The sequence below is a fragment of the Acinetobacter seifertii genome, assembly GCF_000368065.1.
In the GTDB taxonomy this organism is placed as follows: Bacteria; Pseudomonadota; Gammaproteobacteria; order Pseudomonadales; family Moraxellaceae; genus Acinetobacter; species Acinetobacter seifertii.
Genome location: NZ_KB851200.1, coordinates 2,210,928 through 2,233,102, shown reverse-complemented (window position 1 = coordinate 2,233,102; position 22,175 = coordinate 2,210,928). Strand labels below are relative to the sequence as shown.

The following is a 22,175-nucleotide window of genomic DNA, read 5'->3' as shown; positions in this document are numbered from 1 at the left end:
TTTTTACTCATTAAAATGTTTTTCAATCATATCGAGTGTTTTTGAGCTTTGATAAAAAGGAGCTAAGAGCGCTTGAAGTAACGGTTCCAAAATACCATGCTCATTAAAGGCATCCATAACCTTCGGATAAAAACGTAAAGCTTCAGTTTGTAAATCGGTTTCGGTTAAACCAATCTCACTTAACACTTCAAATAGACTTTGGTCTTTATAAAAATCATAAAAAACTTCGACGCCATATAAAATAAGATCTTGCATAAATTGCGATTGACGTAATTCTTTCCAGTATTCATAAATTAAAACAAAGAACTCTTCCACATCGAGAGGAGTGAGCTGTTTCATAAACTCATACATTTTTTTATGCCTAATATCTTCCCAGATATGACGCACTAAGCTTTCTAAATCTTCAGCCGACAAAAGACTTAATTCTGTAAGTTGTTCATGAATAAAACTAGCAATCCAAGTTTCAAGTTTGTGCTCGAGGCGTTGTTGCTGCAAAAACGAGAATTTTTTAAGTTTATGTTGCCATTCAAAATGGTAGTCATTCACTTTAGTGGCAGTTAAAAATTTTGGTAATTTTTGTTCTAAGGTTGAAGTAGCAATATATTGGCAAAGTTGTTGAACAGAAGGGCTGGTTCTTAAAAACTCATTCAGATATTGAGGAATATGCTCCATTTCCAAAAACTTGGAAAGCCACATTTCAAACTGGTGATCGGATACCAAGTCTTGTAGCTGAATTGGAGATTTCATGGCAGATAAATAAATACGCTGTGCAATTTCCCCAATAAACTCAAGTAAGCCTGCACCCAGCTGCATTTCAAAAGCATAGCGTTTCACAACGGCTTGTAATTGTTCTAAATCTACAACTTCATAAAGTTTAATTTCGTCAGCATGTTGCATAAACAGTTGAATGAACTGCTGGAAATAAATAGGTGAGTTTTCTATCGATAATTGTTTTTTGAAAAATTCCACTTGCTCAAGCAAAAGTGCTTGAGCAAGTGCTGTGGTTTTTGATGAGTTTTTCTGCTCAGTCATTCGCTGTCCAACCGTTGACAATCGGATAACGTCGTTCGCGACTAAATGCACGAGAAGTAATTCTCGGGCCAATCGCACCTTGACGACGTTTGTATTCATTACGATCAACTAAACGGATGACTTTTTCAACAACTTCTTTATCAAAACCTTTGGCAATAATGTCTGCCTGACCTAAATCTTCTTCAATGTATGCATATAGGATAGCATCCAATACATCATACGCTGGTAAAGAATCTTGGTCTTTTTGATCTGGACGAAGTTCTGCTGAAGGTGGGCGAGTAATCACACGCTCAGGAATAACCGGAGTTTCACTTAAGCTATTACGGTATTTTGCTAATTCAAACACGATTGTTTTATAAACATCTTTGAGAACAGCAAAGCCGCCTACCATGTCACCATAAAGTGTGCAATAGCCAACTGAAAGTTCAGATTTATTACCTGTAGAAAGCACCAAATTACCAAACTTGTTAGATAAGCCCATAAGCAATGTACCACGAGCGCGCGCTTGTAAATTTTCTTCAGTCGCATCGGCTGGTGAATTACCAAAGAATGGATATAGCGTTTGCATGAAGCTATTTACGATTGAGTGGATTTCAGCAATACCGAAAGTCACGCCCATACGGCGAGCTTGTTCAGCTGCATCTTCCACACTAATTTGAGAGGTGTAGGTATAAGGCATCATCACAGCTTGAACTCTTTCAGCACCGATTGCATCAACTGCAATAGCGAGCGTAAGGGCAGAGTCAATACCGCCAGAAAGACCTAAAATGACTCCAGGAAAACCTGAGCGCTCTACATAGTCATGTGTTGCTATGACTAAGCCTTGATAGATCTCTGCAAAAGTTTCCAATGCAGGAGCAGACTCGGTGACCTTATATAATTTTGTATCGCGGTCAAATTCAGCTATATACAGGTCTTCTTTAAAGCTTGGCGCTTGTAAAGCAATTTCACCATTTTGGTTGCTGACAAAACTTGTACCATCAAAAATTAAATCATCTTGTCCACCGACTTGGTTGACATAAACAATGTTTAAATGAAGCTGCTTTGCAAGCTCACTTAATGTCTGTTTACGATGCTGTGGTTTACCCACTTCATATGGAGATGCATTAAGTACAAGTACAGTATCAACATTTAATTGGCTTAATTGTTTTACTGTATTGATTGACCAGATATCTTCACAAATGAGTACACCAAACTTATGACCTAAGTATTCAAACACCAAGTGCTGATGACCTTTTTCGAAATAGCGCTTTTCATCAAAAACGCTATAGTTTGGCAAGTTGTGTTTATTGAAAACACCTAAAACCTGACCATCTTTCATGACAGCAGCTGAATTATAACGTTGGCCATCTTCAGTCTGGTTCACGAAGCCGAAAACCATCACAATATCTTTAACTTCGCTAAGTTGAGCAAAAGCCTTTTGCATACGTTTGTTTAAATTTGGACGTAGCAATAAGTCTTCAGCTGGATAACCAATCACAGAAAGCTCAGGAAAAATAATCAGGTCAGCGTCTTGTTTTTTCGCCTGATTTGCTTGCTCAATCATCTTTTGGGTGTTTGAGTCAATATTGCCAATATGCGGAGAAAACTGAGCAAGGGCAACTTTAAAACTTTTCATTCAAACCTAATCCTAGATCATAACGAATATAAATACACATAGTGTTGATTTTTATGAATATAATTTTTCAACGATGTGTATGATACGATAATAAACAAGTAAAATAGTAAACAAAAATGTCAAGATCAATAATATATACCAATCACATATTTTCTGCGTAAAAATAACGAGATTTTCTGTATAGAATAGAAACAAGCTTCATTATTTTTATTGTTTGTATACTGCCTTAACACTCCAAAATTTGGAATAAGTTTTTATACTTATTTTCAATAATTTGACAGTAATAAACTCAAATCTCAACTTTATTTTCATATTTTTTTGTTTATAAAATTTGCGTTGAGTAAGTTGGTAAAAATGTTACGTTGCAGTCAAACTCAATTATTTGCTTACAAATCCAGTTGAGGTAAACAAATAATATTGGGTAGCTTCCCTGAACAGATATCTCTCGCAATCTCTCCTTGCTGTTCAATATTGTAAGAACTAAATGCTTTTTGCGGATGATATGTGTATTTGTAAGGATTGTAATATTTAAAGGTGAGGTAATAGGCAGATTGTAAAAATGCGCCTTTTAGTAATACATGAATACCTCGCTGATATTGCATAACATGGGTGAGTTCATGAATAAAAATACCTTGTATGAACTTAGACTCTAAAGCGTAATTGTTACTATAGTCAGAAAAATTTACATAGATATTTCCATTTGGAGCCATCAAAATTCCATGAGCTTGCCAAGGTAAGTAATGAGTAGCAATAATTTTAGGGCGTTCACAATCTAGCAGATCTCCAAAAACCCTTTGCGCTAAAGCTTTTTCTTCAGGCGTAAGAAATCGAATTGGATAGCTTTTTAAGTGACGAAGAATAAAAAGAGTAAAAATAATAAATTGTCGATCTAGGGTGAATTTAAAAGCGCTGAGAGTGAACATAGTTTTGCTATTAAATAAGTTCATCTATTTGTTTAGCAGCATAACATACATCAACTATGTTGAAAGATAGACACAATGAACGATATTTATTTCTTACTTGATGATTTGAGTACCTTATTTGACAAAATATCCGCTTTGAATCTGATCAGAGGCTTGTAGAATCTCATTCTAATTATTGATTATAAAGGCGTCGTGACCATTAATAAGTTTAATTGAAAACAGGTTAACTGACTGAAATGAATTAAAAATTTAAATGAGAAGTCTTAGACAATAAAAAACCCCAGTTAAAACTGAGGTTTTACGACAACTAAAATCACAACCGCAAATAAAATTAAGGTTGGCATTTCATTGAAGAAACGCCAGAACTTATGTGATTTATAGTGAGCATTTCCGATAAGCTTTTTGCGATAGTAACCACACACTAAATGGTAAACCACTAATAAAGCCACTAGTCCAACTTTTAAGTAAAACCATGTGGCTTCATGGTAGTGTCGAGTTGCATCACCCCACTCAACGAGAAAGTGTGCAGTAATTAATGTGGCAATCATAGAAGGCCACATAATTCCTCGATACAACTTACGTTCCATTACCTCAAAGCGTTGATGACTTGCAGCATCTTCACTCATAGCATGATAAACATATAAACGTGGTAAGTAGAACAAAGCAGCGAACCAACAAACCACGGCAATAATATGTAATGCTTTTACCCACAAAAAAGCATCAGAAGGTGCATCCATCGTTAATCCTAGGTGGGATTATGCATCCCACTTCTTGAAAATTAGGCAAGCGTTTACACCGCCAAAGCCAAAACTGTTACTCATTACAGTATTCAATTTTGCATCACGTTTTTCAAGTACGATATCAAAAGGTTTTGCGCCTTCATCAAGTTCAGTTACGTTGATGTTTGGTGCAATAAAGTCATTTTGCATCATAAGAACAGAGTAGATAGCTTCTTGAACGCCAGCTGCTCCTAAGCTATGACCAGTCATAGATTTAGTTGAGCTTAACGGTGGTACTTTACCTTCACCAAAAGCACGCTCCATTGCTTTAAGTTCAGTAACATCACCCGCTGGAGTAGAAGTACCATGTGTATTTACATAGTCAATTGTTTCTACGCCATGCTGTTTAGCTTCTTCAAGTGCCATTAAAATACAGCGTGTAGCGCCTTCACCACTTGGAGCAACCATATCTGCACCGTCACTGTTTGCTGCATAACCGACAACTTCAGCTAAAATGTTCGCACCACGTGCTTGTGCATGCTCAAGCGATTCAAGCACTACGAAACCACCACCGCCAGCAATTACGAAACCGTCACGGTCTGCTGAATAAGGGCGAGATGCTGTTTCAGGAGTATCGTTATATTTTGAGCAAAGTGCGCCCATTGCATCAAACAATAAACTTTGAGACCAATGATCTTCTTCACCACCACCAGCAAGCATAAGATCTTGTTTGCCAAGTTGAATAAGGTTATATGCATAACCAATTGCATCTGCAGAAGTTGCGCAAGCACTTGTAATAGTATGAGCAATACCTTGTAGTTTAAATGCAACACCTACGTTTGCCGTAATGGTATTTGACATATTACGTGGTACAAAGAAAGGACCTACTTTACGTGCACCTTTAGTTTCTAATAACTCAGTCATTTCAACAACAGATGCAGTTGAACCACCACCTGAACCACCTGCAATACCATAACGTGGGTTGCCGCCAATTTGTTCAGGTGTGAGTCCTGCATGTTCAACTGCAGCTACAGCAGCGTTGTAAGCATACATCGCACAAACGCCCATAAAGCGTTTTAATTTACGGTCGATATGATCAAAATCTTGTTCTGCAGCAGCGCTGACATGGCTTTTAAAATTAAGTTCAGCGTAAGTTGGGTTAAAACGTGTCCCCGAGATTCCATTTTGAAGTGAGTGAGTAACTGCTTCTAAAGAGTTACCGATACATGAGTTAATACCCATACCAGTGATTACGACACGTTTCATCTACAGGTCCCTTTATGGTGATATTTAAAGTCTATGAACATCAGCAGCTATTAAATGATAGGAGAAGATAGCTGGAAGAACATTAGACATATGTTTTCGTTGCTACCATGATAGCAGAAAGGTTTTTTATTTCTTATGGCAAATCTTTATGTCAATTTTGCATTTAAAAAAATAACCAAATACATAGTATGTTTCATTTAGGGTTAACTAAAATACACACATTCAAGTTGAGATAAATCTACATTCCACCTAGTATTTATCTCTAATTAGATAAATTAAAAAATCGAGGTACTGGATGACAAAATTTAATAATAATCAATCTGACAATTTGTTTTCTCAGGTCTTCGGAGTGGCTAAAAAGCTCAGTTCTACTGGGTTAAACATCTTGCAGCAAAGCCAAATAGGTGAGGTCAGTAAGTTGGTCGAGCCACTTGCGAGTGGTAAAACAGTAGAGGGTAATGCTAGAAACAAAAGCCCATTTGAAGTGGAACAATATGAAAGTCCACAACAAATGTTACGTGAACATTTACCTAAAGTTACTCGACAAGTTTTTGGTCGTCATTTCAGAAAGGTCAATGGTATTGCCACATTTATTTCACCTGACTGGAATGAGAAAATATCAAGCTATTTATTTGATGCGCTGAATGACTTTAGTTCAAAAAGTACCCTTACTGAAAAAATATTAGAAGAGGCGGGCGCAAAAGACCTATTTGAGTTAACTAAGGATACCTCACGCTCTCAACGTTTAAGTCAGGCGCTGATTGAACAAAATAAATTGATTGCAACAATACAAGGGGCGATTACAGGTGTATCTGGTATGGCCGGAGCGGCTGTAGATATTCCTGTATCTTTAGTTCTGGTTTTAAGAACAATTTATCAAACTGGAAGATCACATGGTTTCGATTTAAATGATGGAAGTGATCAAGATGTTGTTGAGTTTATTTTTAAAGAAGTCGATATCAGTCTGATTGCTGAAAAGCAGACGGTACTTTTGGCATTAAAAGCGTTACGTAATATGTTAGAGACACAAGATGTTCAACAGTTTCAGCAATTACTGGGGTCTTCAAATGATATTGAAACCTTGAAAAAATGGTTAGTTGATGAAAATGGCGAGTTTAAATGGAACTGGTTAAATAAAGTTCCGCAACTTGCTTCTGTTGGTAAATTTACTCCAGCAGTAGGTGCAGTACTCAGTGCTGTTTACAGTTGGAAGTTACAAGAAGATGTAGGCCACAAGGCACAAGCCATTTTTGGTGCTGCACGACACTATTTAAATGAACATCCGAATGAGCATTTATCACCACTTCAAGCTTATTATGCTGCCGTGACTCTTATTCAAAAGGCAAGTCCTCGTCTTTTGAACGTTGGAGAAAATGGCAGTATTCACGCGGCACAACATCATAAAATAGAAAATCATGATGTAATTTCAAAAGTGGCAGTTGTGGTTAAATCGAATACTTCTGAAAAAAGTGAAGAAAAAGTGCAAGAAAATGTTCATCAAGGTATTGAGCAGCTTGCAGAAAAACATGTGGTCGAGCACGAGCATAGTGAACAAAAACCAGCATTAGAAATTGAAAATGATGATGTTATAGAAGATCAAAAGTACTCTTAACAATACAATTACAAAGATAGGGTTTCAAAACGAAATTTCACCCCTATTTAGTTTTGTAAGTCATCCTGTCAAACATTGATATGGTCAACATTTGGTAATTATTGCCGTGTTGACCATTTTTGCATCTTAGCTTACAATTATGTGCCCTTAAAAAGAGGTATTTTCTTTTTAAGGTTTTTTAATAACGGGAGAATTGCCATATGGCAACAACGAATCAGTTGATCCGTAAGGGTCGTACGACTTTGGTTGAAAAATCCAAAGTTCCTGCGTTGAAGGCTTGTCCACAACGTCGTGGTGTTTGTACACGTGTTTATACAACTACACCTAAAAAACCTAACTCAGCTATGCGTAAGGTTTGCCGTGTTCGCTTAACTTCAGGTTTTGAAGTATCTAGCTACATCGGTGGTGAAGGTCATAACTTACAAGAGCACAGTGTTGTTCTTATCCGTGGTGGTCGTGTTAAAGACTTACCAGGTGTACGTTACCATACCGTTCGTGGTTCTTTAGACTGTGCCGGCGTTAAAGATCGTAATCAATCACGTTCTAAATACGGTACTAAGCGTCCTAAGAAGTAATTCTAGGAAACTAGTCCAGAAGCCCTTTAGCGTTTCGCTTGTTTGAATTCTTCATAGATTTGTAATTCAAGCGACGTATAGTAAGGCCAGCGTCGTGTACATGACACTTGTACAAACTGCTGGATTATCCTGAAGTGTCATATTATTAGGTGTATTAAAATGCCAAGACGTCGCGTAGTCGCTGCTCGTGAGATCCTTCCAGATCCAAAATTTAGCAGCCAAACAATCGCTAAATTCATGAACCACGTAATGCAAGATGGTAAAAAATCTATTGCTGAAAGTATCGTTTACGGTGCTTTAGAACGCGTTCAAGAAAAAAACAAAGTAGACCCAGTTGAATTTTTCGAGACTACTCTTGAGAAAGTTCGTCCTATGGTCGAAGTAAAAGCACGCCGTGTTGGTGGTGCTACTTATCAAGTACCTATGGAAGTACGCCCATCCCGTCGTACTGCCTTAGCTATGCGTTGGTTAGTAGATGCTGCTGCTAAGCGTTCTGAAAAAACGATGGCTTTACGTCTTGCTGGTGAGTTGCTTGATGCAGCTGAAGGTAAAGGTGCAGCAATCAAAAAACGTGAAGATGTGCACCGTATGGCTGAAGCTAACAAAGCCTTCTCTCACTACCGTTTCTAAGCGGATAAAACAGGCCTTATTCAGGAGAATATTCATGCGTACAGCAGCTCGATTCAACATTGCTCTCTATCAAAGTGGGGGCTTTGCAGGTATTTAAGTTGCCTGTTTGGATATTCGCGCGCATCAATTTAATTGGTGCGTCCTGTTTTAAATATAACATTTAGGAATGTAGACATCATGGCTCGCCAAACCCCAATTACTCGTTACCGTAACATCGGTATTTCTGCGCACATTGACGCAGGTAAAACAACTACAACTGAACGTATTTTGTTCTACACAGGTGTATCTCACAAAATTGGTGAAGTACACGACGGTGCAGCAACAATGGACTGGATGGAACAAGAACAAGAGCGTGGTATTACAATTACCTCTGCTGCTACGACTTGTTTCTGGTCTGGTATGGGTAACCAATTTGAACAACACCGTATCAACGTAATTGACACCCCGGGACACGTAGACTTCACAATCGAAGTTGAACGTTCTATGCGTGTTCTTGACGGTGCGTGTATGGTTTACTGTGCTGTAGGTGGTGTACAACCTCAGTCTGAAACTGTATGGCGTCAAGCGAACAAATATAAAGTGCCTCGTTTAGCATTCGTGAACAAGATGGACCGTACTGGTGCAAACTTCTTCCGTGCTGTTGAGCAAGTTAAAACTCGTTTAGGTGGTAATCCTGTTCCTATCGTTGTGCCAATTGGTGCTGAAGATACATTCCAGGGTGTTGTTGACCTTATCGAAATGAAAGCGATTATCTGGGATGAAGCATCTCAAGGTATGAAGTTTGAATATGCTGATATCCCAGCTGACCTAGTTGATACGTCTAACGAATGGCGTACAAAAATGGTTGAAGCTGCGGCTGAAGCTTCTGAAGAATTAATGGACAAGTACCTTGAAGAAGGTGATCTTTCTAAAGAAGAGATCATTGCAGGTTTACGTGCTCGTACATTAGCTTCTGAAATTCAAGTAATGCTTTGTGGTTCTGCGTTCAAAAACAAAGGTGTTCAACGTATGTTGGACGCTGTAATTGAATTCTTACCATCACCTACAGAAGTTAAAGCGATCGAAGGTATCCTTGACGACAAAGACGAAACTAAAGCGTCTCGTGAAGCATCTGACGAAGCTCCGTTCTCTGCGCTTGCGTTCAAAATCATGAACGACAAATTCGTAGGTAACTTAACATTCGTACGTGTTTACTCTGGTGTTCTTAAACAAGGTGATCCGGTTTATAACCCAGTTAAAGCTAAGCGTGAACGTATCGGTCGTATCGTGCAAATGCATGCGAACGAACGTCAAGATCTTGATGAAATCCGTGCAGGTGATATCGCAGCGTGTGTAGGTCTTAAAGACGTTACAACTGGTGATACATTATGTGATGAGAAAAACATCATTACTCTTGAGCGTATGGAATTCCCAGAGCCAGTAATTTCATTGGCTGTGGAACCAAAAACTAAAGCAGACCAAGAAAAAATGTCTATCGCTTTAGGTCGTTTGGCTAAAGAAGATCCATCGTTCCGTGTTCGTACAGATGAAGAATCTGGTCAAACAATTATTGCTGGTATGGGTGAACTTCACCTTGACATCATTGTTGACCGTATGAAGCGTGAATTCGGTGTTGAAGCTAACATTGGTAAACCAATGGTTGCTTACCGTGAAACGATCAAAAAGTCTGTTGAACAAGAAGGTAAGTTCGTACGTCAAACTGGTGGTAAAGGTAAGTTTGGTCACGTATATGTACGTCTTGAACCGCTTGATGTTGAAGAAGCTGGTAAAGAATACCAATTCGTTGAAGAAGTTGTTGGTGGTGTAGTACCTAAAGAATTCTTTGGCGCGGTTGACAAAGGTATTCAAGAACGTATGAAGAATGGTGTATTGGCTGGTTACCCTGTTGTTGGTATTAAAGCGACATTATTCGACGGTTCTTACCATGACGTCGACTCTGACGAATTATCGTTCAAAATGGCAGGTTCTTATGCCTTCCGTGATGGTTTCATGAAAGCGGATCCTATCCTTCTTGAACCTATCATGAAAGTTGAAGTAGAAACTCCAGAAGACTACATGGGCGATATCATGGGTGACTTAAACCGTCGTCGTGGTATGGTTCAAGGTATGGACGATCTTCCTGGTGGAACAAAAGCAATTCGTGCAGAAGTTCCTCTTGCTGAGATGTTTGGTTACGCGACTCAAATGCGTTCTATGTCTCAAGGTCGTGCGACTTACTCTATGGAATTTGCTAAATATGCTGAAACTCCACGTAACGTGGCTGAAGGCATCATCGCTAAATTCCAAGCTGGCGGTAAAAAAGGTGACGACGAGTAATCTTTCGATTACTATAAGCCCTAACTAATTCTTAGTTGAAAACCAAGTGCTCATGGGGTGACCCTCCATGAGTAGTTAATAAAGGAAGATCATCATGGCTAAAGCCAAGTTTGAACGTAATAAGCCACACGTAAACGTGGGCACAATCGGTCACGTTGACCATGGTAAAACAACTTTAACTGCTGCGATTGCAACTATTTGTGCAAAAACTTACGGCGGTGAAGCGAAAGATTACTCACAAATCGACTCAGCACCTGAAGAAAAAGCACGTGGTATTACAATTAATACTTCACACGTAGAATACGATTCTCCAATTCGTCACTACGCACACGTTGACTGCCCGGGCCACGCCGATTACGTTAAAAACATGATCACTGGTGCTGCTCAGATGGACGGCGCGATCCTTGTATGTGCTGCGACTGATGGTCCAATGCCACAAACTCGTGAACACATCCTTCTTTCTCGTCAGGTTGGTGTACCTTACATCATCGTATTCTTAAACAAATGCGACCTTGTTGATGACGAAGAATTACTTGAATTAGTAGAAATGGAAGTTCGTGAACTTCTTTCTACTTATGACTTCCCAGGTGATGACACTCCAGTAATCCGTGGTTCAGCTCTTGCTGCTCTTAACGGTGAAGCAGGTCCTTACGGTGAAGAATCAGTTCTTGCTCTTGTAGCAGCTCTTGACTCTTACATCCCAGAACCAGAACGTGCTATCGACAAAGCATTCTTAATGCCAATCGAAGACGTATTCTCAATTTCTGGTCGTGGTACTGTAGTAACAGGCCGTGTAGAATCAGGTATTGTTAAAGTTGGTGAAGAAGTAGAGATCGTTGGTATTAAAGATACAGTTAAAACAACTGTAACTGGCGTAGAAATGTTCCGTAAACTTCTTGACGAAGGCCGTGCAGGCGAGAACTGTGGTGTATTACTTCGTGGTACTAAGCGTGAAGACGTACAACGTGGTCAAGTACTTGCTAAACCAGGTACAATCAAGCCGCACACTAAATTCGACGCAGAAGTATACGTACTTTCTAAAGAAGAAGGTGGTCGTCACACTCCATTCTTAAATGGTTACCGTCCACAGTTCTACTTCCGTACAACTGACGTAACTGGTGCGATCCAGTTGAAAGAAGGCGTTGAAATGGTTATGCCAGGTGACAACGTTGAAATGTCAGTAGAATTAATCCACCCAATCGCAATGGACCCAGGTCTACGTTTTGCGATCCGTGAAGGTGGTCGTACTGTAGGTGCTGGTGTTGTTGCGAAAGTAACTGCATAATCACTTTTCAGTGAAAAAAAGCGCTCCTTTGGGAGCGTTTTTTTATGCTTATTGTTTGACAATTCAATTTAAAGCTGGCCTTAACTGATACTTCAATGTCCTTATTTGCACTTAAGCCTTTTTATTAAATTTGTATGATAAGAATCAAGAAAATGAACAATAAAGTTTATGTAACTTAGGTTACTAGTAAGGAGCTTTCGATATGAACGCTAAAGTGAATATTACGAATCGTGCAGGAGCGAGCTTTCCAGTACGTCGTATGAATTTTGACTTTAATGATGTACCAGAATATTGGATGAATGGTTCTGCTGGACTCACACATTTTATGACTGCATTATCAGCATTGTTTCCTGCTGGTGAGAAATTCTTCATCGATAGTGTACGTGCTGTACGTTATCATCCAGCTATTAAAGATGATGAACTGCTACAAAAAGAGATTAGTGCTTTCATTGGCCAAGAAGCAATGCACACTCAAGAGCATGTAAATTTTAATGCTTCTGCTCAAAAGTTTGGTCATGATGTAGAAACGTTAGAGAAATTCACTGATACAGCGATTCAAACAGCTATTAAAACTTTTGTAAAAATTGTTAAACCTTTTGGCATGACAAAAGAAATGGTGGATCTGACTGCTACTACTGCACTTGAGCATTTTACAGCTACTATCGCCTCACAATTATTAGTAAATAAGAACATTCAAGAGCTGATGACTGATGAGACCATGTCAACTATGTGGTATTGGCATGCAGTTGAAGAAAATGAGCATAAAGCTGTAGCTTTTGATGTATACGAGGGTGTATTTGGTAAAGGTGTAAAGGCTTATGCTTTACGTACGAGCTCTTTAGTATTTGCTATGACTTTAATCTTTTTGATTCAATCATCGTTTGTACTTCGTCTTTTAAAACAAGATAATAAATTAAACTTAGCTGAGCTGTCTGTAATTTATAAATATGGTTATAGCCCATCGAAAGGTATTATTACAGGTATGGCGAAAGAAATGCTTGCTTATTTTAAACCAGGTTTTCATCCTAACGATTTAGATACAGTTAGCTTGTTAAAAACATGGAAAGCTAAACTTGGACTTTAACCAAAAAATAAAGTGAAAAGGGCTGTGAATAGCCCTTTTTTGTTGCCTTAAAAGTGCTACTCATTTTTAAAATTATAGAGTTTTATTTTGATTCAGAAAGGGGCTTTTAATGACCTCATCTGATAATTCGCTGTCCTCATCTGCACTTAAATAGCATTTTTAAAAGCGTATTATTATAAATATTAAGAAAATAAATAAGGATATAAGTGAATTTTTGGTTCACTTAAAGGAGTCTAACATGAATGCTAAAGTAAATATTTCTAATCGTGCTGGAGCAAGCTTCCCTGTGCGTCGTATGGACTTTGAATTTGATCAAGTTCCACGCTATTGGGCAAATTACGATGCAGGATTAACTCACTTTATGACAGCATTATCGGCTCTTTTTCCTGAAGGTGAACAATTCTTTGTAAATAGTACGCGTGCTGTACGAAATGATCCAAAACTTGCTGACCCAGCTCTTCAAAAGGAAATTAGCGCTTTTATTGGTCAGGAAGCCATGCATTCGAAAGAGCACTTAGCATTTAATGCTTCAGCGCAGGCTTATGGTTATGATGTTCGTCATATGGAAAAGCAAACAGGAACAGTCATTAAGATAGGTACGGCTGTTGTAACCAAATTAATGAAACCTTTTGGCTACACCAAAGAAATGATTGATTTGACGGGAACATGTGCTCTAGAACATTTTACTTCGACTATTGCCGCTGAACTTCTACAAAATCCTGAAATTCAGGCGATGTTCCAAGATAACACCATGTATCATTTGTGGATGTGGCATGCGGTTGAAGAAAATGAACATAAAGCCGTAGCTTTTGATGTTTATACAAGTATGTATGGGCAAGGTCCGAAAGCTTATTTTATGCGTTCAACTGCTTTAATTATTGCCATGGCTTTAATCTTCGCAACTCAATCATACTTTACGGCTAAGTTACTCAAGACTGATGAAAAGTTAACTTGGAAAGATACCAAATACATGCTTAAGTTTATGTATGGTCGTAAAGGATTTATGACACGTCAAATTCCAGAATTGCTGGACTTTTTAAGACCAAAATTTCATCCAAATGATTCGGATACCACGGCTTTATTAGCAACTTGGCGTGAAAAGTTAGGCTTCTAATAAATCACATAGAAAAAGAGCAATTTAATTGCTCTTTTTTTTGCTCGTTTTTTCTATTTAAGTTTCTATAATACGTTTAACTAGAAATCTGTAAATGTGTTGAAATTCATGATTCGTACTATGCAAGCCTCCGATGTGGATAGTGTTGCTCAAATTGAAAAGCTTGTTCAGACACACCCATGGTCAAGACAGCAATTTATTGAATCTTTGAATTCTTATCAATGCACAGTGATTGAGTTAAATAGCAAAGTAGTTGGATTTTGTATTTTACAACCCGTTTTAGATGAAGCAAATTTATTACTCATGGCAGTTGATCCTAAAATGCAAGGGCAGGGTTTAGGATATGAATTATTAAGTGCTTCAATTGATCAATTAAAAAATGAGCCAGTACAAATCTTTTTAGAAGTCCGTGAAAGTAATAAAGCAGCTATTGGTTTATATGAAAAAACAGGCTTTCACCAAATTGATCTGCGTCGCAATTATTATCCTACTCAAGAAGGTGGGCGTGAAAATGCGGTGATTATGGTAAAAACCTGTACTGATGATTTCGCATCATTATTTTAATCACTTATCTCTTTGCATTTGATAAGAATAGATTAAAACTATTTAATAATTAAGTTGTTCCATTCGGAAGGTAAGGTTGTCATAAGAGACGTACCTAACTGTTGGATCTCTTCTGGTGACAATGATCTATTTAAACGGCGCCATTGCCCATCTAGTAAAAGTTCTAAAGGTGTATATTGCGATTTGTAGTTCATTTTGGCAGAGTGAGGTACCCAATAGCCTAAATAAAGATATTCTAAGCCAAGTGATTTTACATATTCGATTTGATTCAAAATCGAATAAACACCTAAAGATCTACGGTGCTCATCTGGATCAAAGAATGTATAGACCGCTGATAAACCATCATCCATAAGATCACATGTAGAAACACTGATCAGACGGTTATCTTTCCATAATTCCAAGAAGAAACTATCTGTGCAGCTATGAACTAGAAATTTTTCAAACTGATCTAAACTCGGCGGAAACATATCGCCATCGGCATGGCGCTCATTAATGTAACGTTCATATAAATCATAATGAATTTGTGCAGCTTGCCGTGTTGGTAGAACAGTCATAGTAAGATCTTGATTTCGTTTCCACGCTTTTTTTTGCATGCTGTTCATTTGGAAATCGGCTACAGGAACACGACAAGACAAACATTGTCTACATAAATGGCATTCAGGACGGTATACAAAGTCGCCACTACGACGAAACCCTAAACGAGAAAGTTCAGAAAGAGTCACTACATCAATTCGATGAATCGGGTCTAAAAAGACCATACGTGCTGATTTATTTTCTAAATAGCTGCAATCGTGAGGTGGAGTAATATAATACTGCAGATCATTTAAAAGGGACTTCGGGTGATATGATTTCATGATTGGTCCCTCCTGTTATCATTCCATTAATTTTGCATTTAATGCTATTGTTTTACTTGAAAATACACGTTCTTGATACTTTTTCCAATTGATAGAGGGGTGAATAATTACATCTTGTAACGATTTAAGATATTCCTGCCGAGAAAGTGTACAAGCCCCAAGGCTAATTAAGTGACTATTTACCAGTTGGCAGTCGACCCAAGGAAGCTGATTTTCTTGACCGATTAACATTAAAGTATAAAAAGCCATTTTAGAAACATCGGTTTGGGTACTAAACATCGACTCGCCAAAACAACCTTTCCCGATCGTTACCCCATATAAACCACCTACCAACTGTTCATCTTGCCAGACTTCTATGCTATAGCCATAACCTGCATTAAACATTGCGAAATAGCCCTGAATAATATCTTCACTAATCCAAGTTTCATTGGCATAACTTCGAGGTAGTGAACATGAACGTATGACCTGTTCAAAAGCACGGTTTACCGTAATGGTGTAATCATACTTTTTCATATTCCGAATGAGCGATTTACTTGGTTTATAGTTTTGAGGATAAATCACACAGCGTGGTTCAGGACTCCACCAACAAATAGGCTCATCTTCATTAAACCATGGAAACAAACCATGGGTGTAAGCTTCATATAAAGTAGAAGGGGAGAGGTCCGCTCCGATACAAATTAAACCATGACCATCTGGATCAGCTTCCTCTGGATCTGGAAAAATATATTGAGATAGAGGTAGTTTATTCATAAGTCTAAAATAATGTGCGTTTAAAGGTTATGCTATAAAAATTAATATGAGGCAGCCAGTAATTATTATAAATGATAAAAAAACAGCCGTTATAAAACGGCTGTTTGTAATATCTAAACTTAAAGGTTGTCTAGATATTTCTCTGCGTCTAGTGCTGCCATACAGCCTGAACCAGCTGATGTAATCGCTTGACGGTAGATACTGTCAGCTACATCACCTGCAGCGAAAACACCCGCTACAGAAGTTGCTGTTGCATTACCTGAAGTACCACTTTGTACTTGGATGTAGCCATCACGTAAGTTTAATTGACCATCAAACATTCCTGTATTTGGTTTATGGCCAATTGCTACGAATAAACCATGAACTTCTACATCTTGCTTAGTGTCATCTTTGGTTGATTTAAGGCGAACACTTGTTACGCCAGTATTATCACCCAAGACTTCTTCAACTTCATGATTCCAAACGATGCTGATTTTGCCTTCTTTTTCTTTAGCAAATAAATGATCTTGTAAAATCTTCTCAGAGCGTAAAGAATCACGACGGTGTACTAGGGTTACATGTGAAGCAATATTTGATAGATAAAGCGCTTCTTCAACAGCAGTATTACCACCACCAACAACCATTACTTTTTGGTTTTTATAGAAGAAACCGTCACATGTTGCACAAGCACTCACGCCTTGGCCCATAAATTTTTGTTCAGACTCTAAACCAAGGTATTGAGCTGTTGCACCTGTCGCAATAATTAATGCATCACAAGTGTACTCTTCCATATCACCTTTAAGAACGAAAGGACGTACATTTAAGTCCACTTCGTTAATATGGTCATAGACAAGTTCGGTACCGAAGCGTTCAGCATGCGCTTGCATACGTTCCATTAAAGCAGGACCAGTCAAACCTTCAGGATCGCCCGGCCAGTTATCAACTTCGGTTGTTGTTGTAAGTTGGCCACCAAGCTGTAAACCAGCAATAAGTGTTGGTTTGAGGTTTGCACGTGCTGCATAGACAGCCGCACTATAACCTGCAGGGCCTGAACCGAGAATAATTAACCGAGAATGACGAGCACTCATTGAGGGTATCCTTATTTATTTCGAGAATTTTGAAAATTATACGTGAAATTGCGGACCAATAGCGTGAAATCGATGTGGATAATATTGATCAGGTCAATCGAATTAAGTTATATAACAATATAGAAGAGCCTTATGTTAACAACAACTGTAAAGAATCATGCACCTTTTTTGTAAGAACAGGTGCATAATATAAAGTTCATTCGTTGAAGATCTGAAATGTTGGTCTTCACATCTCTAAACCAATAATTAAATGGGTTACAGGACAGTATATGACTGCGGTGTCAAGTGTTTATGCACAGCGCTTATTGATGACATTATTCTTGGTCTCTTTTGGTATTTATATGTTTCTGGCGACAGTAACGTATACGCCATTTGATCCGGGCTGGATGCATATTTCAAGTGATACTCAGCAAGTATCTAATGCAAGTGGTATTGCTGGTGCATGGATTGCAGATTTGCTGTTTGGCTTTTTAGGCTGGGCAAGTTTGCTTATTCCAATTTTCTTGTTTGTTGAAGCCATTCAAGTCTGGTGGCCGCATAGTTTTCTAAACCGCCCATTTCGTTATGCTGCTCAATTCTTCTTAATTCTTGTTGTATCGAGCTTACTCTATTTACACTGGAATGTACCGGCAGATACTTTGGATAATGCCGCAGGTGGAATTATTGGTTATGAATTGGGACAGAGCTTATCTCAACTATTAACAATTTATGGTGCGACACTCTTTTTATTGGTTTTTGGGGTGGTTTTGTTCACTTTGGCATTTGGGGTGCAGTGGAGCAAAACTTGGGTTACGCTCAAAGCGATGCCAAGTTATTTACAAGACTTATTCTATAAGAACGTATCGCCAAATGAATCTGCTTATGATTTAACTACACAGCCTGCAAATAAAACAGCAAAGGTAAAAGTTGCAGAGATGCCTAAGGCCGAAGTTGCTTATGAGGCAGAGTTAAATATTCAACCAGAAAAAACACAAACAAAAGTTAGCTCTACACGACACGATGAAATGGCAGAGCGTTTATTTGCCGATGTTTTAGCAAAAGAGCAAAGTCAGCCTGAAGCTGTGGAAGAAAAGCAAACTCCTCAACCAGAAAACTTTGAACATACACTTGAACAAGCGCATCAGCTTAAAAAAGATAGTGAGCGTCTGGTTGCTACCGGTGAAGTTTGGCGCGCTTTGCAACGTGATGATGCAAGTCATAAGCAAGAAATTGACGCCTTATTAAGAGCAGCTGATGATTCAAATGAACATCCAAGTCATGAGCAGTTCCAAGAGGTAGCTTATCAGGCTAAACAAACTCAGCCTCAAGTCTCGAATACTCATCAAGGTTTAGATTGGAACGACGATGAGATTTTTGATGAGTTACTTGCCGCAGTTCCAAATAGTAAAACTGCCACTGATGTGCATACACCATTCATTCAAGATCATCATGTTGAACCAGTTGTAACGCCACAAACATCTCATGCATCAGTTGAAACATCTGTAGCTCCATCGAATTTAAATCAGTCACCTAAAAATTTATCAAATGAACAGGTGTTTGATGATTTTGATGACTTGTTAATCGATGAAGATATTGCTCCAGCAACTCAACCGGTCAAAGCAAGTAGTTATGCTCAATCTTCAGCATTTGTACAAGCACCAATTCAAACTGTGATTGGTGCAGAGAAGCTTTCAAAAGAAGAATTTATTGAAGCTTGGCAAGAAACTGCTGGAAAACCTGAGGACGATTTTGAAGATGAGTTCGATTTTGATGCACCATTAACTGATGCATCTGGTCGACCAATGTCTCGTGCAATGCAGGTAGCTAAGAAGCGCTTAGATTTACCAACATTACCGGGCTTTGAACTGCTTGATAAGGTTGATCCAAATAAGAAAGTTAACTTTACCGAAGAGCAGCTTTCTCGTTTGTCTGAATTGCTTGAGATTAAATTACAAGAGTTTAATGTTAAGGCTCAGGTGGTTGAAGCTCAGCCAGGTCCAGTTGTTACGCGTTTTGAATTAGATTTAGCACCGGGTGTTAAAGCATCTAAAGTGACTAATATTTCCCGTGACTTGGCGCGTTCAATGTCTATGGCTTCGGTACGTGTTGTAGAGGTTATTCCGGGTAAACCGTATATTGGTATTGAAGTACCTAATAGTGCCCGTGAGATGGTACGTTTGATCGAGTTATTGGAAACGCCAACATATCGAGATCCAAGCGCACTGATTAGCATGGCGATGGGTAAAGACATTTCTGGTAATCCGGTATTAACCGATTTAGCAAAAGCACCGCATATGTTAGTTGCGGGTACCACCGGTTCTGGTAAATCTGTTGCGGTTAACTCGATGATTTTATCGATGTTACTTAAATATACGCCAGATCAGCTACGTTTAATTTTAATCGATCCAAAACAGCTTGAACTTGCAAACTATAATGATATTCCGCATTTATTAACGCCTGTAGTGACTGACATGAAAGATGCAGTTAGTGCATTAAACTGGTGTGTAAATGAAATGGAGCGTCGTTATAAGCTTATGTCATTCCTTAAAATTCGTAAGTTAAGTGACTACAACCGAAAAGTTGAAGAAGCAATTGCAAATGGGGAAGACTTGATTGATCCAACATGGAAGCCAAGTGACTCAGCGACACAAGAACGTGCACCTCGTTTAACGCCGTTACCATCAATTGTAATTGTGGCAGATGAGTTTGCCGACATGATCATGCAAGTAGGTAAGAAAGCTGAAGAAATGATTACGCGTTTGGCGCAAAAATCTCGTGCTGCTGGTATTCACCTTTTACTTGCAACTCAGCGTCCATCAGTAGATGTTATTACGGGTTTGATTAAAGCCAATATTCCAACGCGTGTAGCTTTACGTGTAAACAGTAAAATCGACTCACGTACTATTTTGGATGCAGGTGGTGCAGAAGACTTGTTAGGTCATGGTGATATGCTGTTCTTAGGGCCAGGTAAGATTGAGCCAGAACGTGTACATGGCGCATTTATTAGTGATGATGAAGTGAACCGTATCTGTGATGCATGGCGTGAACGCGGTGAACCTGACTATGTAGATGAGATCTTGACGCCATTTGATGAAGAGCCTACTTCTCGTGGCTTTGAAGAGGGTGATGGTGCTTCAGACCGTGATGCACTTTATGACCAATGCGTATCGTTTGTTCTAGAAACTCGAAAGGCATCTACATCATCATTACAGCGTAAGTTTAGCTTAGGTTATAACCGTGCTGCCCGTATTATCGACCAAATGGAAGAGAACGGTATTGTGAGTGCTATGGGTGCCAATGGTAAGCGAGATATTTTAGTTTAATATCTTCACTTGAAATTAAGCCTCTTCGGAGGCTTTTTTTATGGTTAAAAATAATAGCCCTGAACTGAAAGGTTAAGATTTTATCAAATAGTAAAAAATGCTAATGTGTGCTTCTAAATAAAAAACAATGAAACAAATCAGGAGGACAACATGCTAGTCGCGTTAATTACGTTAGCTTTTATTCATTTTTGTGCGCTTATTACTCCAGGGCCTGATTTCTTTCTAGTATCGCAGACCGCGGTAAGCCGATCTCGGAAAGAAGCAATGCTGGTTGTGGCAGGAATAACAGCAGGCGTTATGTTTTGGGCATCTTTAGCACTGATGGGCTTAAATATTATTTTCGAGAAAATGGCCTGGTTAAAGCAAGGTTTGCTTATAGCTGGTGGTTTGTACCTGTGCTGGTTAGGCTATCAAATGTTGCGTTCGGCATTTTCAAAAAATCAGCAGGAAGAGGTTACAGAAGTTGAGTTACCTAAAGCACCTTACTTATTTTTTATGAAGGGATTACTCACCAATTTATCGAATCCGAAAGCTGTGATTTATTTTGGTAGTGTGTTCTCTTTATTTTTAGCTAACCCTCAGCTTGATCAAGTTCATTGGTTGCTTTTTATTATTGTGTCGGTTGAAACGATTTTATGGTTCTGCTTTGTGACATTTATTTTCTCGTTACCGAGTTTCAGAGTGGCTTACCGTAATTTTTCAAAATGGATTGATGGGATTTCAGGTGGTATTTTCACTGTATTTGGTATTTTCCTCATTGGAAACCGGTAAATCCAGACAATAAAAAAGCCTCTTAAAGAGGCTTTTTTATGTTTAAGCTTAAGCAAATTTTGCTAAAACTTCTAAAAATGGCGCCGATTGACGTGGAAACTTAGCAATCACGTCATGGATGCGTTCACCTTCAGGATCTGTTGCATTGATATCTCGTCCATCTGCAACAAATTTAGTCAAAAGACGTTCATAGTCATTTGGACGCATATGTTTGAAAGCATGGTAGAGCACATGAAAATCTGCGTTCACACCATTTGGAGGAAGTTGGTTGAGGTAGGCAAAAACACGCTCATCGGACCATTCTTCATTGAAAGTTGCTGGCTGTGATAATGCCATGACAATCTCCTCATTTTAAAAAAGGCAAAATAACTTGCGTTATTTTGCCTTGATTCTGATGTGTTGAATAGTCAGAAATAGAATTATCGTTCTTCAGGTAAATTGATATTCATTTCTAACATTTCGATATTTGCTTCAGAACGAACTTGCATTTGGATATGCTGTTCGCCTACACCGCTGACATAACGACTCACCACCTGCATGATTTCTTTCTTCATTTGGTCAATCTTGTCTTGGCTTAAGCGACGTCCTAAACCTTGTTCTGATGCAACAATAACTTTTAAACGATCTTTAGCAGTTTGAGCACTTGATGGCTTTTCGTCACTGCTAAATAATTTACTCCAGAATCCTGCCATA

20 protein-coding genes are annotated in these 22,175 nt (G+C 38.6%); 10 read left to right on the top strand and 10 right to left on the bottom strand.

Annotation, left to right across the window (positions count from 1 at the left end; all coding sequences use genetic code 11):
- Positions 1–3: 3 nt before the first annotated feature.
- The 5 genes from F985_RS17965 to F985_RS17945 all read right to left on the bottom strand — a co-directional run bounded on the left by F985_RS17965 (position 4) and on the right by F985_RS17945 (position 5,558).
- On the bottom strand, positions 4–1,032 hold the full coding sequence (locus tag F985_RS17965) for a hypothetical protein (protein WP_004703349.1): 1,029 nt from the start codon (positions 1,030–1,032) through the stop codon (positions 4–6).
- On the bottom strand, positions 1,025–2,650 hold the full coding sequence (locus F985_RS17960; RefSeq protein WP_004703338.1) for an NAD+ synthase: 1,626 nt from the start codon (positions 2,648–2,650) through the stop codon (positions 1,025–1,027). The genes F985_RS17965 and F985_RS17960 overlap by 8 nt, the downstream gene beginning before the upstream one ends.
- 386 nt (positions 2,651–3,036) lie before the next feature.
- Positions 3,037–3,597 (bottom strand): hypothetical protein, encoded by a 561-nt coding sequence (locus F985_RS17955; RefSeq protein ID WP_031944536.1) that lies wholly within the window; start codon positions 3,595–3,597, stop codon positions 3,037–3,039.
- 260 nt (positions 3,598–3,857) lie between these two features.
- On the bottom strand, positions 3,858–4,310 hold the full coding sequence (hemJ, locus tag F985_RS17950; protein WP_004703336.1) for a protoporphyrinogen oxidase HemJ: 453 nt from the start codon (positions 4,308–4,310) through the stop codon (positions 3,858–3,860).
- A gap of 18 nt (positions 4,311–4,328) precedes the next feature.
- On the bottom strand, positions 4,329–5,558 hold the full coding sequence (locus F985_RS17945; protein WP_004703335.1) for a beta-ketoacyl synthase N-terminal-like domain-containing protein: 1,230 nt from the start codon (positions 5,556–5,558) through the stop codon (positions 4,329–4,331).
- A 295-nt stretch (positions 5,559–5,853) separates the two neighbouring features.
- Between F985_RS17945 and F985_RS17940 the strand changes: the two genes are divergently transcribed.
- The 8 genes from F985_RS17940 to rimI all read left to right on the top strand — a co-directional run bounded on the left by F985_RS17940 (position 5,854) and on the right by rimI (position 14,738).
- Complete coding sequence (locus F985_RS17940) at positions 5,854–7,170, top strand: EcsC family protein (protein ID WP_004703334.1); 1,317 nt, start codon at positions 5,854–5,856, stop codon at positions 7,168–7,170.
- 200 nt (positions 7,171–7,370) lie between these two features.
- Positions 7,371–7,745: a 30S ribosomal protein S12 gene (gene rpsL / locus F985_RS17935; RefSeq protein ID WP_002050319.1), complete on the top strand. Its 375-nt coding sequence runs from the start codon at positions 7,371–7,373 to the stop codon at positions 7,743–7,745.
- Between the two features lie 159 nt (positions 7,746–7,904).
- Positions 7,905–8,375, top strand: a complete 471-nt coding sequence (rpsG, locus tag F985_RS17930; RefSeq protein WP_001138055.1) for a 30S ribosomal protein S7 — start codon at positions 7,905–7,907, stop codon at positions 8,373–8,375.
- A 177-nt stretch (positions 8,376–8,552) separates the two neighbouring features.
- Positions 8,553–10,691 (top strand): elongation factor G, encoded by a 2,139-nt coding sequence (gene fusA / locus F985_RS17925; RefSeq protein WP_004703333.1) that lies wholly within the window; start codon positions 8,553–8,555, stop codon positions 10,689–10,691.
- A 94-nt stretch (positions 10,692–10,785) separates the two neighbouring features.
- Complete coding sequence (tuf, locus tag F985_RS17920) at positions 10,786–11,976, top strand: elongation factor Tu (protein WP_002157016.1); 1,191 nt, start codon at positions 10,786–10,788, stop codon at positions 11,974–11,976.
- 202 nt (positions 11,977–12,178) lie between these two features.
- On the top strand, positions 12,179–13,060 hold the full coding sequence (locus F985_RS17915) for a metal-dependent hydrolase (RefSeq protein ID WP_004703331.1): 882 nt from the start codon (positions 12,179–12,181) through the stop codon (positions 13,058–13,060).
- A gap of 238 nt (positions 13,061–13,298) precedes the next feature.
- Positions 13,299–14,174: a metal-dependent hydrolase gene (locus F985_RS17910; protein WP_004703329.1), complete on the top strand. Its 876-nt coding sequence runs from the start codon at positions 13,299–13,301 to the stop codon at positions 14,172–14,174.
- Positions 14,175–14,282: 108 nt separating this feature from the next.
- Positions 14,283–14,738 (top strand): ribosomal protein S18-alanine N-acetyltransferase, encoded by a 456-nt coding sequence (rimI, locus tag F985_RS17905; RefSeq protein WP_004703327.1) that lies wholly within the window; start codon positions 14,283–14,285, stop codon positions 14,736–14,738.
- Positions 14,739–14,776: 38 nt separating this feature from the next.
- On the opposite strand, the gene F985_RS17900 is transcribed toward rimI, so the two are convergent.
- From F985_RS17900 to trxB, 3 genes are all read right to left on the bottom strand, one after another.
- A complete protein-coding gene (locus F985_RS17900) occupies positions 14,777–15,592 on the bottom strand; it encodes an arginyltransferase (RefSeq protein WP_004703325.1) in 816 nt (271 codons plus the stop codon).
- Between the two features lie 18 nt (positions 15,593–15,610).
- A complete protein-coding gene (gene aat / locus F985_RS17895; protein ID WP_004703324.1) occupies positions 15,611–16,342 on the bottom strand; it encodes a leucyl/phenylalanyl-tRNA--protein transferase in 732 nt (243 codons plus the stop codon).
- A 119-nt stretch (positions 16,343–16,461) separates the two neighbouring features.
- The gene (gene trxB / locus F985_RS17890) at positions 16,462–17,409 is read right to left on the bottom strand and encodes a thioredoxin-disulfide reductase (protein ID WP_004703323.1); all 948 of its coding nucleotides are present in this window, start codon (positions 17,407–17,409) and stop codon (positions 16,462–16,464) included.
- Positions 17,410–17,678: 269 nt separating this feature from the next.
- Here trxB and F985_RS17885 point away from each other — a divergent pair, with 269 nt between their 5' ends.
- Complete coding sequence (locus F985_RS17885) at positions 17,679–20,711, top strand: DNA translocase FtsK (RefSeq protein ID WP_004703322.1); 3,033 nt, start codon at positions 17,679–17,681, stop codon at positions 20,709–20,711.
- A 150-nt stretch (positions 20,712–20,861) separates the two neighbouring features.
- Positions 20,862–21,482, top strand: coding sequence for a threonine export protein RhtC (gene rhtC / locus F985_RS17880; RefSeq protein ID WP_004703321.1), 621 nt, complete (start codon positions 20,862–20,864; stop codon positions 21,480–21,482).
- Positions 21,483–21,530: 48 nt separating this feature from the next.
- On the opposite strand, the gene F985_RS17875 is transcribed toward rhtC, so the two are convergent.
- Complete coding sequence (locus tag F985_RS17875; protein WP_004703320.1) at positions 21,531–21,818, bottom strand: PA4642 family protein; 288 nt, start codon at positions 21,816–21,818, stop codon at positions 21,531–21,533.
- Between the two features lie 83 nt (positions 21,819–21,901).
- Positions 21,902–22,174, bottom strand: a complete 273-nt coding sequence (minE, locus tag F985_RS17870) for a cell division topological specificity factor MinE (protein ID WP_003653273.1) — start codon at positions 22,172–22,174, stop codon at positions 21,902–21,904.
- Position 22,175: the final 1 nt, after the last annotated feature.

Bases quoted from the DNA above. Each gene is read 5' to 3' on its own strand.
- F985_RS17955 (WP_031944536.1), bottom strand. From the start codon at position 3,597: ATGAACTTATTTAATAGCAAAACTATGTTCACTCTCAGCGCTTTTAAA.
- aat (WP_004703324.1), bottom strand. From the start codon at position 16,342: ATGAATAAACTACCTCTATCTCAATATATTTTTCCAGATCCAGAGGAA.
- rhtC (WP_004703321.1), top strand. From the start codon at position 20,862: ATGCTAGTCGCGTTAATTACGTTAGCTTTTATTCATTTTTGTGCGCTT.
- tuf (WP_002157016.1), top strand. From the start codon at position 10,786: ATGGCTAAAGCCAAGTTTGAACGTAATAAGCCACACGTAAACGTGGGC.
- F985_RS17875 (WP_004703320.1), bottom strand. From the start codon at position 21,818: ATGGCATTATCACAGCCAGCAACTTTCAATGAAGAATGGTCCGATGAG.
- F985_RS17960 (WP_004703338.1), bottom strand. From the start codon at position 2,650: ATGAAAAGTTTTAAAGTTGCCCTTGCTCAGTTTTCTCCGCATATTGGC.
- rpsL (WP_002050319.1), top strand. From the start codon at position 7,371: ATGGCAACAACGAATCAGTTGATCCGTAAGGGTCGTACGACTTTGGTT.
- rimI (WP_004703327.1), top strand. From the start codon at position 14,283: ATGATTCGTACTATGCAAGCCTCCGATGTGGATAGTGTTGCTCAAATT.
- F985_RS17965 (WP_004703349.1), bottom strand. From the start codon at position 1,032: ATGACTGAGCAGAAAAACTCATCAAAAACCACAGCACTTGCTCAAGCA.
- hemJ (WP_004703336.1), bottom strand. From the start codon at position 4,310: ATGGATGCACCTTCTGATGCTTTTTTGTGGGTAAAAGCATTACATATT.
- rpsG (WP_001138055.1), top strand. From the start codon at position 7,905: ATGCCAAGACGTCGCGTAGTCGCTGCTCGTGAGATCCTTCCAGATCCA.
- F985_RS17900 (WP_004703325.1), bottom strand. From the start codon at position 15,592: ATGAAATCATATCACCCGAAGTCCCTTTTAAATGATCTGCAGTATTAT.
- F985_RS17885 (WP_004703322.1), top strand. From the start codon at position 17,679: ATGACTGCGGTGTCAAGTGTTTATGCACAGCGCTTATTGATGACATTA.
- F985_RS17910 (WP_004703329.1), top strand. From the start codon at position 13,299: ATGAATGCTAAAGTAAATATTTCTAATCGTGCTGGAGCAAGCTTCCCT.
- trxB (WP_004703323.1), bottom strand. From the start codon at position 17,409: ATGAGTGCTCGTCATTCTCGGTTAATTATTCTCGGTTCAGGCCCTGCA.
- F985_RS17945 (WP_004703335.1), bottom strand. From the start codon at position 5,558: ATGAAACGTGTCGTAATCACTGGTATGGGTATTAACTCATGTATCGGT.
- fusA (WP_004703333.1), top strand. From the start codon at position 8,553: ATGGCTCGCCAAACCCCAATTACTCGTTACCGTAACATCGGTATTTCT.
- F985_RS17915 (WP_004703331.1), top strand. From the start codon at position 12,179: ATGAACGCTAAAGTGAATATTACGAATCGTGCAGGAGCGAGCTTTCCA.
- minE (WP_003653273.1), bottom strand. From the start codon at position 22,174: ATGGCAGGATTCTGGAGTAAATTATTTAGCAGTGACGAAAAGCCATCA.
- F985_RS17940 (WP_004703334.1), top strand. From the start codon at position 5,854: ATGACAAAATTTAATAATAATCAATCTGACAATTTGTTTTCTCAGGTC.